This window comes from Pseudomonas sp. NPDC087358 (assembly GCF_044900785.1).
Lineage (GTDB): Bacteria > Pseudomonadota > Gammaproteobacteria > Pseudomonadales > Pseudomonadaceae > Aquipseudomonas.
Window position 1 is genome coordinate 127034 of record NZ_JBJDOA010000016.1, and the last position, 12436, is coordinate 139469.

Sequence of the window (12436 nt, forward strand, 5' to 3'; positions counted from 1 at the left end):
TGGCTCTGCTATCCCTACGGAACGGATGAAGCACGGGGAAAATTAAGCGGTGGGCCGGGGCAAACAGGCGCAAAGCCCCGGACGGCGCCGCCAGCCGGCGCCGGGCAAACCGCAGGTATGGTGCGCAGCGGCAGCAAACCCTGCCAACGCGGGGTGTCTGATACGGCGGAGGTGTCTGGTTCTACTGCCGGTGCCCGGCAGATCGCCGGCAAGCCAGGCTCCCACGCCCTCCGGGCAGAAGCAGAATGGAGTGCGGTTAATTGATTTGATTCTGCCCGAAGGGCGTAGAAGCAGATTGGAGTGCGGCGACTGCTTTTGATTCTGCCCGTAGGGCGTAGAAGCAGATTGGGTCGGCGACTGCTTTTGATTCTGCCCGGAGGGCGTGGGAGCGTGGCTTGTCCCGCGATCTGGCGCGCAGCGGCAGCAAATTCTGCTAACGCGGGGTGTCTGATACGGCAGAGGTGTCTGGTTCTACTGCCGGTGCCCGGCAGATCGCCGGCAAGCCAGGCTCCCACGCCCTCCGGGCAGAAGCAGAATGGGGTGCGGTTAATTGATTTGATTCTGCCCGCAGGGCGTAGAAGCAGAATGGGGTCGGCAACTGCTTTTGATTCTGCCCGTAGGGCGTGGGAGCGTGGCTTGTCCCGCGATCTGGCGCGCAGCGGCAGCAAATCCTGCCAACGCGGGGTGCCTGATATGGCAGAGGTGTCTGGTTCTACTGCCGGTGCCCGGCAGATCGCCGGCAAGCCAGGCTCCCACGCCCTCCGGGCAGAAGCAGAATGGGGTGCGGCGAATTGATTTGATTCTGCCCGAAGGGCATAGAAGCAGAATGGAGTGCGGTTAATTGATTTGATTCTGCCCGTAGGGCGTAGAAGCAGAATGGAGTGCGGCGACTGCTTTTGATTCTGCCCGTAGGGCGTGGGAGCGTGGCTTGTCCCGCGATCTGGCGCGCAGCGGCAGCAAATTCTGCCAACGTGGTGTGCCTGGCACGGCCGGGGTGCGAGGGGTGACTACCGGCAGTAAATCCTCTTCCCCTCCATCCGTTTACAAGGCATCCACTTCGCTAAAGGTGCCGCTCATGAACGCCGCTGTCGGGCTGGTTTCATCCCTTGCTCAGAACCTGCGCAGACTCACCGCTGGCGGTACGCCGAAGCTAAGGCCGTATCAGCTGTTCGATATCGAGCTCAAGCAGCGCATCACCATCAGCCCGTCCCTGACCCGCCTGGTGTTCACCGGCCCCGCTGTGGCATTCATGCAGACGCTGGCGCCCGATCAGCGGGTCAAGCTGTTCTTCCCTGCCGCTGATGGCAGCCTACCGGCGCTGGCCAACAACGGTGACTGGCACGCTGCGCGTCGGGCCCTGCCCGCGCACCGGCAGCCGCCAATGCGCACCTATACCATTCGTGCGCTGCGAGCGGATCAAGGCGAAGTGGATGTGGAATTCGTGCTGCATGGCGAAACCGGACCGGCCTCGACCTGGGCCACTCATGCGCGGGTCGGCGACCGGCTGCAGATGCTCGCCCCGCACCGCGACGCCCAGGAAAATCCCGGTGGCTATGAATGGCTGCCGCCGACGGGCATTCGTCGAGTGCTGCTGATCGGCGATGAAACCGCCCTGCCGGCGATTGCCGGCATTCTCGAAGCGCTTGCCGATCTGCACGACGGTCCGCAGGTGCAGGCATTTATCGAAGTGCCCCACGAGGGCGATTGTCAGCCACTGCGCTGCGCACCTGGCACGCAGTTGACCTGGCTGCCGCGCGATGTGATTGGCAGTCTGCAGGGCGAAGGCATGCTGCATGCCGCCCGTGAGCTGGCCAGTCTGCCTGCGGTTCGCCCTGGCGATGGGTCTGGCAAACGGGTCAGGGATGTGGATCTGGAGAAGAAGATCCTCTGGGACACAGCGCAATCGAGGGGCAACGACTTTTACGCTTGGGTTGCCGGCGAATCGGCGGCCGTGATGGCGATTCGCAAACACCTGATCAATGAGCGCGGCCTGGACCGCAAGACCCTGACCCTGATGGGTTACTGGAAGATGGGCCGGGCGCTGGACTGACCCCGTGCAGCGGGAGTGAGCACCGCTGAAACATTTTCTTTCATCTTCCCTGTCGGGATTTGCCCGGCTCATCCGTCTTTATAGGTAACCCGGCCGCTACCCGCGCCCGTTCGGCCCATAACGCTGCTCCGTAACGCCTGTGCCGACGCCCAGGCGCCGCCGGCCCGGCGCATTGGCTTGTCCGCTATCAAGACGCGTATTCCATGTCCAAGAAGTCCCGCTCGAAAATCTGGTTCCTGGTGCACAGCTGGCTGGCGCTGCCCATCTGGTTCTTTGTGCTGATCGTCTGTGTCACCGGCACCCTGGCGGTGGTCAGCCAGGAGATCGTCTGGCTGGCCAATCCTGATGTGCGTGCCAACAAGCCGTACGACGATGCGCAATGGCTGGGCTACGACCAGATCATCGCCAACATCGCCCAGGCCCAGCCCAAGCTGATTGTCGAATCCATCAGCCGCCACGACGAATCGCATTTTGCCCTGACGGTCGGCATGTCCTGGCCCGACGGGCGCTCCATCGATGTCTACGTCAACCCCTATACCGGGGTCATCCAGGGCGAAAGCCCGGCTTTCAACTTTGAACGGTTCACCCGCGCGCTGCATGGCTGGTGGCTGGTGCCGTTCACCAATGGCTACAGCTGGGGCTGGTACCTGGTGTCATTGCTGGGTTTGCCGCTGCTGGCCTCGCTGGTCACCGGCCTGGTGGTCTACAAACGCTTCTGGCGAGGTTTTTTCAAACTGCCGCGACTGGCCCAGGGCGCGCGGATTTTCTGGGGCGACTTTCACCGACTCGCCGGGCTCTGGTCGATCTGGTTCATCGCGGTGATTTCCATCACCGGCACCTGGTTTCTGATTCAGGCGGTGCTGGGTGACAACCACATCAGCCTGTCGAGCCAACCCGTGGTGCCGGTCATTGCCCGTGAAGACGTCCCCCCTGCGGTCGATGGGCAGCCGGTGGCCAAGGTCGGGCTGGACCAGGCGATCAGCATTGCCAGCCAGCGGATTCCAGGCCTTGAAGCCAGCTATATCTCGCTGCCGGCCAACGCCTACGCGCTGCTGGAAATTGGCGGGCGCGGGTGGTATCCGCTGATGTACCAGTCGGCAGAAATCAACCCCTACAACGGCAAGGTGGCCGCCTCCCGCCTGCTCGACGACCGCTCGGGCCTGGAGTTCGTCACCGAATCCATGCGTCCGCTGCACACCGGTGATTTCGGCGGGCTGTGGATCAAGATGATCTGGTTCCTGTTCGGCCTGCTGCTGAGCATGATGGTCCTCAGCGGCCTTTTGATCTGGACCAAACGCACCGCACAGGCCACCGCCAACGCCCTCAAGCGCAGCAGGAAGCGCGAGCACCCGCCCGCGCTCGCGCAACCGGTTCGGCGCCCGCTGGCGCTCATCAGCGACAAGACCCCGGAGGGCAACCTGTGAATGCTTCGTCAGACAAGGCAATCACCGCCAGCGGCTCAAGCATGCGCCGCTGGTGGCACACGTGGCGTTTCCACCTGAACATCCTGCTGCTGCTGATCCCACTGGGTTTCATGCCTAAATACTTCTCCGATGTCGCGCTGTTTCGTGGCGACAGCGGCCTGGGCGAGCGCGACATCGGTGACATCCAGGTCGGCCCATGGAGCCTGAAGCTGGCCGAATTTCGCGATCAGGCGCCGCTGCTCGATGGCCCGGCCGGCTACATGAAGACCTTCAACGGTGCGCTGTGCGAGCGCTGCATCGGCCAGGTCAAGGCCACCTACCTGCGCATCGGCAAGCCCCGCAGCCTGCGCGCCGCCGGCTCGATCTTCTTCGGCACGCCCTACCGCATGGGCACTACGGTTGCGGTGCCGGAACGCACCGCTGGCGATGCACAACTGTGGATCACCATGGAAGGCTGGGACGGCTCGCTGCATCAGGCCGCCGTGCCCCTGACCCAGGCCTCGCCGGCGACCGTCGCCTGGCTCGAAAAACAAGGAAACAAACGATGAAGTTGGCGATACACCACCGTCCGTTGCGCATGCTTGTGCTGATCGCCTGCACCGGCTTGAGCAGCGCCGCCCTTGCCCACAACCCGATGTGCCAGTGCAAGGAAATCGAAGGCGAGCAGATCCGCTGCACCGGCGGTTTTTCCGACGGCAGCGGCGCGCCGGGGGTGACACTCGATGTCATCGGCTATGACGAAAGCATTCTGTTGCCGGGCAAGCTGGGCGCCGATTCGACCCTGACCTTCAACAAGCCCGGTGGCGAGTTCTACGTGCTGTTCGACGCAGGCCCCGGCCACGTCGTTGAAGTCGACCACGCGGATATCGAAGGCGAATGACCGTGCGCGCGACCACTCAAGTCATCCGACCGGCAGGCGCTGGCCACGAAACCCTCTACGTGCTGCTGTTCTGCCTGCTGGTGCTGGCCGCTGCCGCTTCGGTGGTTGCCTGGCACGGCGAACGCCAGCAGACCCACCGCATCGCTGAGTACCAGGTCGACGCTCGACGTGACCTGAGCCCCGGTGAACAGGGCATCTACGCCGACCTGCGGGTCACCCTGGATGAAATCCGCCTGCTGCGCGAAGAGTCCGGGAGCCTGCCGTTGCCAGAACAACTGGCCGAGCAAGGTTTTGCGCCGTTCGCCCGCGACGCCAGTTCGATCAGCCGTGGTGGGCACGTCTGGCATCTGCTGGAGCAACCGGCCTATCTGGGCCTGAGCCAGCAGCCGGACACAGCCGGTTCGTTCCTGATGCGGGTCATTGCCGGCGAGCCACAAGCGGACATCTGGCTCAACCCACGCCGCGACCTCAGCGCGCCGCAGGACCTGGGTGACCAGGCACTGATCGCCAGCGGCTGGAAACAGATTGCCGCGCAGTTTGACGCCGGTGTCACCCGTCAGCATCGCCACTGAGCCATCTCCCCCCTTCCTTCGATCCGCTGCAGAGAAGAGTTCTCCATGTCCTTCACCTCACTGTTTTGCCAGCGCCGCCAGCTGCTGGTCGGTCTGCTGGCCACGCTGCTGACCCTGGCCTTGGCACCCGCGGCCGCCGCCGACTCTGCCAAGCGGCTGCGCATCGGCATCACTCTGCACCCTTACTACAGCTACGTGGCCAACATCGTCGGCGACAAGGCCGAGGTGGTGCCGCTGATTCCGGCCGGTTTCAATCCCCATGCCTACGAGCCCCGGGCCGAGGACATCAAACGTATCGGCACGCTGGACGTGGTGGTGCTCAACGGCGTTGGCCACGATGACTTCGCCGACCGCATGATCGCCGCCAGCGAAAAACCCGGCATCGCCATCATCGAAGCCAACGAAAACGTACCGCTGCTGGCTGCCACCGGGGTCGCCGCACGGGGCGCGGGCAAAGTGGTCAACCCGCATACGTTCCTGTCGATCAGCGCCTCCATCGCCCAGGTCAACAACATCGCCCGGGAGCTGGGCAAACTCGATCCCGACAACGCTGCCACTTACACTGCCAACGCCCGGGCCTATGGCAAACGTCTGCGGCAAATCCGCGCCGACGCGCTGGCCAAGCTGACCCAGGCGCCCAATGCCGACCTGCGCGTTGCCACGGTTCACGCCGCCTACGATTACCTGCTGCGCGAGTTCGGCCTGCAAGTCACGGCGGTGGTCGAGCCGGCCCATGGCATCGAGCCCAGCCCCAGCCAGTTGAAGAAAACCATCGATCAGCTGCGCGAACTGGACGTGAAGGTGATTTTCTCCGAACTCGACTTCCCTTCCACCTACGTCGAGACGATTCAGCGCGAGTCCGGGGTCAGGCTGTATCCGCTGTCGCACATTTCCTACGGCCAATACACCGCCGACAAGTACGAAAAAGAGATGACCAACAACCTCGACACCGTCGTGCGGGCGATTCAGGAGGCAGGCGCATGACGGCCGCGCAACGCATCGTCAGCGCCAGCGCCGGCCCCGCCATCGCCTTCAACGACGTGAGCCTGGTATTGGGCCGCACCACCATCCTTGATCAGGTGAGTTTTCAGGTGCGCCCCGGCAGCGTGCATGCGCTGGTCGGGCCCAACGGCGGCGGCAAGAGTTCGCTGATCAAGACCCTGCTCGGGCAAATGCCGCATTGCGGTCAGCTGAGCCTGCGCTGGCCGGGTGAGCCGGGGATCATCGGTTATGTGCCCCAGGCGCTGGATTTCGACCGAGGCCTGCCCATGACCGTGGATGATTTCATGGCCGCCATGTGTCAGCGCCGTCCCGCGTTCCTGGGGTTGTCCCGGCGCTACAGCAAAGCCATAGCGCAGGCGCTGGAGCGGGTTGGCATGCAGGACAAGCGCAAGCGCCGGATGGGTGCGCTGTCCGGCGGCGAACGGCAACGGGTGCTGCTCGCCCAGGGGCTGATCCCTTCGGCGCAATTACTGGTGCTGGATGAACCGATGTCGGCCCTCGACGAGGCAGGGATACAGGTCTTCGAGCGCTTGCTCGGCGACTGGCGTCAGGCCGCAGTCACGGTGTTGTGGATCGAGCACGACCTGGAGGCGGTCAAGCGTCTGGCCGATCAGGTGACCGGTCTCAATCGCCGCGTGCTGTTCGACGCCCCGCCGGCACAGGCGCTGACCCCGGAACGCCTGCTTACCCTGTTTTCCACCCACCCTCGCGGCACTGACGCAGGCCCTGCCCTATGACTTATGAAGCGTTTCGCCTGTTGATCCAGCAATGGGCATCGGCCGGTTACCTGCCCGCGGCGCTGGCCTACGGATTCGTGGTCAACGCACTGCTCGCCGGGCTGTTGATCGGCCCGGTACTGGGTGGTCTCGGCACGCTGGTGGTGGTCAAGCGTTTTGCCTTCTTCTCCGAGGCCGTGGGGCATGCGGCGCTGACCGGCGTGGCGATCGGCATTCTGCTCGGCGAACCCTATACCGGCCCCTATGGCGCGCTGTTTGGCTACTGCCTGCTGTTCGGCGTGTTGCTGAACTACCTGCGTAACCGCACGGGCCTGGCGCCCGATACGCTGATCGGCGTGTTCCTCTCGGTATCGCTGGCGCTGGGTGCGAGCCTGCTGTTGATACTGGCTGGCAAGATCAACGTGCACATTCTGGAGAACGTGCTGTTCGGTTCGGTGCTGACCGTCAACGGCAATGATCTGCTGGTGCTGACCATCGTCGGTTCACTGGTCATGGGCCTGGCGTTGCCACTGTACAACCGCATCATGCTCGCCAGCTTCAACCCGCAACTGGCGGCAGTACGCGGGGTGGCGGTCAAGACCCTGGATTACCTGTTCGTGGTGCTGGTGACGCTGATCACCGTGGCAGCGGTCAAGGTCATCGGGGCGATTCTGGTCGGTGCGCTGTTGGTCATCCCGGCCGCTGCGGCGCGCCTGCTGAGCCAGTCACTGAAGGGGTTTTTCTGGATTTCGGTGCTGATTGCCACGCTCAGTACCCTGTGCGGCATCCTGCTGCCGATCGTCTTCGACCTGCCGCTGCCGTCCGGCGCGGCGATCATTCTGGTGGCCGGCGCCGCGTTTGCCCTGGCGGCCCTCGCGCGCGGTGTCGTGCCCAGCCTCAAAGGGAATATCGGATAAATGAAACTGCTTCGTGCCTCACTGCTGGTCATGGCCCTGAACCTTGCCCTGGCCCATCCGCTGCTGGCGGCAACCGACAGCCCGCCGGTCACCGTGCTGGCCAGCCTGCCGATCACCTACGGCCTGAGCGACTTGCTGCTCAAGGACAGCGGTGTGCTGCTGGAGCGTGCCGCTGACGCCAAGTTGCCGGGCAGCCGACAAAGCGCTTATTTCAGCGGGCGCGGCGCCCCTGCCCTGCAACAACTGGCCAGTCATGCAGACGCTGTGATCGACCTGCGCGCGCTGTGGTCGGAGGACCCGCTTTACCCCATGGCCCGACGCAGCAACATTCGCATCGTCGAAATCGACGCCACGCGACCGGTCGATGGCAGCCTGCCGGGCATTGCCCTGCAACCGGGCGCGGCGGCTGAGGGCCTGAACAGCCAGCCGTGGCTGTCAAGCAATAACATGGGACGCATGGCCGATGTGATCGCTGCCGACCTGGTGCGTCTTGCCCCGCAAGCCAAGCCACGGATCGAGGGCAATCTGGCAGCCCTCAAGCAGCGTCTGCTCAAACTCAGCGCCCGCAGCGAAGGCCTCCTGGCCAGCGCGGACAACCTGAGTGTGTACAGCCTGTCGGATCGGCTGTCCTACTTGTCTGGCGGACTGAATCTGGAGCCCGTCGGCAGCGAGGTGCGCAGCGACGAGGAATGGACCGATGAAACGCTCAAGGCGCTGACCGACACCCTCAGACACGGCGAGGTCAAAGTGGTGCTCGATCACCGCCAGCCGCCCGCCAGGGTCGTGGCTGCCGTCAGCGCGGCGGGCAGCCAGTTAGTGGTGATCGACGGCGATGCTGCCGATCCTGTCGCGGGCCTGGAAGCTTCGATCGCTCAGGTGCTCGCGGTGCTGGCGCCGCAGAAAGCCGAGTAAATTTTCTGCGCGCAGGCTCGTTTCCTCTTCAGACAGGCACGCTGCCCTGCCCTGCCAGGGCATGCCGCGGATTTCGATAATCAAGACCGCTGGCGCGCGTGGCATGCCCGGCGAGCGCCCAAGCCCGTCGCCGAACCCGTGCCCGCCGTCTGCCTGCCCCCATTGAGTGGGTATTGCATTGACCCGTGAAAAACCGAGAGGAAACGCCGTGGACCTGCAGATTGTCCTGACCAAGCTGTTCGCCAATGCCGGTTCGGTGGGTATCGAAGGGGTTTTTCAATTTGTCTTCGGGCCGGATCAGGCGTTCTGGTCGCACGTGGGCGACACCTCCACTACCGCAGCCGGGCGCCACGCCCGTGCGGACGTCATCATTTCGGTGACGCCGCAGGATTTCGCCGGGATCATGACCGGCCAGGCCAACGTCGAAGAACTGTTCGCCAGTGGCCGCTTGAAGATCGACGGCAACATGGGCCTGGCCACGCTGCTGCCGCAGATCATCGACAGTGCCCAACAGGGTGGCGCCAAGGCGGAAAAGGTCGACATGAACAAACGCTACCCCACCCCGCCGCGCTTCAGCGAACGGGTGTCGGCGGCGCAACCGGTGCAACGGATCGTCGAGCGGCGCAAGCGCGCGGACCTTTCACTGGCGCAGTTTCGCGATCACTACCTGCCCGGCGGCATCCCGGTGGTGATCTGCGACGCGCTGCATGACTGGCCGCTGTTCAAGCTCAGTCGCGAGGAGTCACTGGTGCATTTCGCCGAGCTGCAGGGCATCACCCGTCATGGTGACTACGTGAAGAAGACCTTCTCCACCGAACGTGATTTCCGCTCCACGTCGATGGCCGAATTCATCGCCTCGCTGGACCAGCCTGCCGAAAAACGGCCCGATGGTTCGCCGCCCGCCTACATGGGCAACAACATCCTGCCCGCGCAATTGCTGGAGCAGATCAGGTATCCGGGCTATTTCGACACATCGCTGTTCATCGCCCCGCGCATCTGGATCGGTCCCAAGGGCACCCTGACCCCGCTGCACCGCGACGACACGGATAACCTGTTCGCCCAGGTCTGGGGACAGAAGTCCTTTATCCTCGCCGCCCCCCATCACCGGGAAGCGCTGGGCACCTGGTCGACCGCGCCACAGGGTGGTCTGGATGGTTGCGACTTCAACCCTGACGCCCCCGACTACCAGCGCTTTCCCGCCGCGCGCAACGTGCCGTTCCTGCGCGTGATGCTGCAGGCCGGCGACATGCTGTTCCTGCCCGAGGGCTGGTTCCATCAGGTGGAATCGGTGACGACTTCGTTGTCGGTGAATTTCTGGGTGGATTCGGCGCGGGGCTGGTAATGCCGGGGCAAAGGCCAGCGGTGGGAATAACCGTGATTGCGCCTCGAAGCACTGTTCGGGCCACAAAAAAGGGCATCTGAGGATGCCCTTTTTCATCAGCGCCAGCATCAACCCGTCACGGCTGCCTGCTCTTGCATTTTCTTGCGCAGGCTCAGCGGACGCATGTCGGTCCAGGTTTCTTCGATGTAGGCCAGGCATTCCTTCTTGAAGCCACTCTTGCCCACGGTACGCCAGCCTTGTGGCACGGCCTTGTAGTCAGGCCAGATCGAATATTGCTCTTCGTGGTTGACCACTACCTGGAACAGGATGTCGTCGCGGTCGAATACTGAAGTCATTGCGGTTCTCCGTGGTTGTCGGGATTGGCAGCCTGCGCGCCGCTCTCCTGTAGAAAGAACGGTCGGAGGCCGGAAAAAATTAGAGTGCAGCGATCGCCGCCGGCAGTGCCTGGGCAAAGATGTGCGCCACTTCGTCGATCTGCTCGGCGCTGATGATCAGCGGTGGCAGAAAGCGCACGACGCAGCCGTGTCGCCCGCCCAGCTCGATGATCAGTCCGCGCTTGAGGCATTCGCGCTGTATCAGCGACGCCAGCCGACCGAACGCCGGGGGGTGACCGAGGGTGTCGGGTTCGCCGCTCGGATCGACGATTTCGACCCCCAGCATCAGCCCGCGCCCGCGGATATCGCCCAGCTGCGGGAAGTCCTGTTGCAACGCCCGCAGTTGTTCGCAAAGACGCTCACCCATGGCGCTCGCGTGTTCGGCGACCTTGTGTTCCTTGAGGTAGCGCATCACCGCAGAACCTGTGGCCATGGCCATCTGGTTGCCGCGAAAGGTGCCGGCATGGGCGCCCGGCAGCCAGGTGTCGAGCCAGTCGCGATAGACCATGACCGCCAACGGCAGGCTGCCGCCGATCGCCTTGGACATCACCACCACGTCGGGGATGATGCCGGCGTGTTCAAAGGCGAACATCTTGCCGGTTCGGGCAAAACCGCTCTGGATCTCGTCGACGATCAGCGCCACGCCAGCGTTCTCGGTGATACGCCGCAGGCCACGCAGCCACTGGACATCGGCCGGGATCATGCCGCCCTCGCCCTGCACGGCCTCGACGATTATCGCCGCGGGCCGGTGCACGCCGCCTTCTGGATCGCTGAGCAGGTTATCCAGGTAATGCAGATTGATCTTCACCCCCTGCTCACCACCTATGCCGAACGGGCAGCGGTAGTCGTAGGGGTACGGCAGAAATTGCACGCCGCTGCTGAGCAGTGCCTCGAACGGCTTTTTCGGCCCCAGGCTGCCCATCAGGCTCAGGGCGCCCTGGCTCATGCCGTGGTAGGCGCCCTGGAAGGACATCACCGTGCTGCGACCGGTGGCGGTACGCACCAGTTTCAGCGCCGCTTCCACCGCGTCAGTGCCCGTGGGGCCGCAGAACTGGATCTTCGCCTGCTTGACCAGTTCGGCCGGCAGCAGACCGAACAAATCCTGCACGAACTGATCCTTGACCGGCGTGGTCAGGTCCAGGGTGTGCAATGGCAACTCATCGGCCAGCACCTGCTGGATGGCGGCGATCACCACCGGATGGTTGTGACCCAGGGCAAGGGTCCCTGCACCGGCCAGGCAATCGATGAAACGCCGACCCTCGACATCCTCGACATGAATGCCTCTGGCACGTTTGAGTGCCAGTGGGATGCGTCGTGGGTAGCTGCGCGCGTTGGATTCCTGCTGAGCCTGACGGGTCAGCAGCGGTGAGTCATTGAATTGATAGAGCGTCTCGACCACCGTCGGTGACACGCGAACCGGTGGTGGTGCCTCAAGACTGCTAGCGACTGACATGAGCCGATCCCTCAATATGCGGGCGATAGTGAGCAAACCTTCATCCGCGTACCGCAGTGCGCGAATTTCCTGTTCTGGAAACGTGCTGGAGGGCGAAGGATTTAGGGGGACAGACCGAATACGTGCGGGGTTTCTGACACACCGGGTTATCTGGATTTATGAAGATCTGGCGCGCAGCGCCAGTAAACCCTGTGAAGGGTATGCACCTGACCCACCGAGTGGCCTGATTCTACTGCCGGTGCCCGGCAGATCGCTGGCAAGCCAAGCTCCCACGGCCTTCGGCCAGAATCAAAAGCAGGCGGCGCAAGAGAGGTGATCGCTTCTGCCCGGAGGGCGTGGGAGTCCGGCTTGCCGACGATCTGGCGCGCAGCGCCAGTCAACCCTGTGAAGGGTATGCACCTGACACACCGACTGGCCTGATTCCACTGCCGGTGCCCGGCAGATCGCTGGCAAGCCAAGCTCCCACGGCCTACGGCCAGAATCAAAAGCAGGCGGCGCAGGAGAGGTGATCGCTTCTGCCCGCAGGACTCCAGATGCCGACCGCTTCTACCCGGAGGGCTGCAGATGCCGATCGCTTCTGCCAGCAGGACTACAGATGCCGACCGCTTCTGCCCGGAGGGCGTGGGAGTCCGCCGGGGTGGCGCTCCACCTTGCCGACGATCTGGCGCGAAGCGCCAGTAAACCCTGTGAAGGGTATGTACCTGACACACCGAGTGGCCTGATTCTACTGCCGGTGCCCGGCAGATCGCTGGCAAGCCAAGCTCCCACGGCCTTTGGCCAGAATCAAAAGCAGG

The 12436-nt window shown here is 63.7% G+C and carries 12 protein-coding genes; 10 read left to right on the top strand and 2 right to left on the bottom strand.

The window, feature by feature from the left end:
• The first annotated feature begins 1075 nt into the window (after positions 1–1075).
• From ACI2KS_RS26695 to ACI2KS_RS26740, 10 genes are all read left to right on the top strand, one after another.
• Positions 1076–2050 carry a siderophore-interacting protein gene (locus ACI2KS_RS26695; RefSeq protein WP_404624020.1) on the top strand — a complete coding sequence of 325 codons (975 nt, stop codon included), beginning with the start codon at positions 1076–1078 and terminating at the stop codon, positions 2048–2050.
• A 203-nt stretch (positions 2051–2253) separates the two neighbouring features.
• Positions 2254–3474: a PepSY-associated TM helix domain-containing protein gene (locus tag ACI2KS_RS26700; protein ID WP_404624021.1), complete on the top strand. Its 1221-nt coding sequence runs from the start codon at positions 2254–2256 to the stop codon at positions 3472–3474.
• 41 nt (positions 3475–3515) lie between these two features.
• Entirely contained in the window at positions 3516–4022 is a 507-nt protein-coding gene (locus ACI2KS_RS26705; RefSeq protein WP_404624037.1) for a thiamine pyrophosphate-binding protein, read from the top strand.
• Positions 4019–4354 carry a hypothetical protein gene (locus tag ACI2KS_RS26710; RefSeq protein WP_404624022.1) on the top strand — a complete coding sequence of 112 codons (336 nt, stop codon included), beginning with the start codon at positions 4019–4021 and terminating at the stop codon, positions 4352–4354. Before ACI2KS_RS26705 ends, ACI2KS_RS26710 begins: the two co-directional genes overlap by 4 nt.
• Positions 4351–4926, top strand: coding sequence for a DUF6162 family protein (locus ACI2KS_RS26715; RefSeq protein ID WP_404624023.1), 576 nt, complete (start codon positions 4351–4353; stop codon positions 4924–4926). The genes ACI2KS_RS26710 and ACI2KS_RS26715 overlap by 4 nt, the downstream gene beginning before the upstream one ends.
• A 45-nt stretch (positions 4927–4971) precedes the next feature.
• The gene (locus ACI2KS_RS26720; RefSeq protein WP_404624024.1) at positions 4972–5910 is read left to right on the top strand and encodes a metal ABC transporter substrate-binding protein; all 939 of its coding nucleotides are present in this window, start codon (positions 4972–4974) and stop codon (positions 5908–5910) included.
• Complete coding sequence (locus ACI2KS_RS26725; protein WP_404624025.1) at positions 5907–6665, top strand: metal ABC transporter ATP-binding protein; 759 nt, start codon at positions 5907–5909, stop codon at positions 6663–6665. The genes ACI2KS_RS26720 and ACI2KS_RS26725 overlap by 4 nt, the downstream gene beginning before the upstream one ends.
• Positions 6662–7561 (top strand): metal ABC transporter permease, encoded by a 900-nt coding sequence (locus ACI2KS_RS26730; RefSeq protein WP_404624026.1) that lies wholly within the window; start codon positions 6662–6664, stop codon positions 7559–7561. Before ACI2KS_RS26725 ends, ACI2KS_RS26730 begins: the two co-directional genes overlap by 4 nt.
• Positions 7562–8473 carry a metal ABC transporter solute-binding protein, Zn/Mn family gene (locus ACI2KS_RS26735; protein ID WP_404624027.1) on the top strand — a complete coding sequence of 304 codons (912 nt, stop codon included), beginning with the start codon at positions 7562–7564 and terminating at the stop codon, positions 8471–8473.
• A gap of 208 nt (positions 8474–8681) precedes the next feature.
• Positions 8682–9815 (top strand): cupin-like domain-containing protein, encoded by a 1134-nt coding sequence (locus ACI2KS_RS26740; RefSeq protein WP_404624028.1) that lies wholly within the window; start codon positions 8682–8684, stop codon positions 9813–9815.
• Between the two features lie 107 nt (positions 9816–9922).
• Here ACI2KS_RS26740 and ACI2KS_RS26745 read toward each other — a convergent pair whose 3' ends face one another.
• Together ACI2KS_RS26745 and ACI2KS_RS26750 are read right to left on the bottom strand one after the other, a co-directional pair.
• Complete coding sequence (locus tag ACI2KS_RS26745; RefSeq protein WP_404624029.1) at positions 9923–10150, bottom strand: MbtH family protein; 228 nt, start codon at positions 10148–10150, stop codon at positions 9923–9925.
• Between the two features lie 79 nt (positions 10151–10229).
• A complete protein-coding gene (locus ACI2KS_RS26750) occupies positions 10230–11642 on the bottom strand; it encodes an aspartate aminotransferase family protein (RefSeq protein ID WP_404624030.1) in 1413 nt (470 codons plus the stop codon).
• Positions 11643–12436 lie beyond the last annotated feature (794 nt).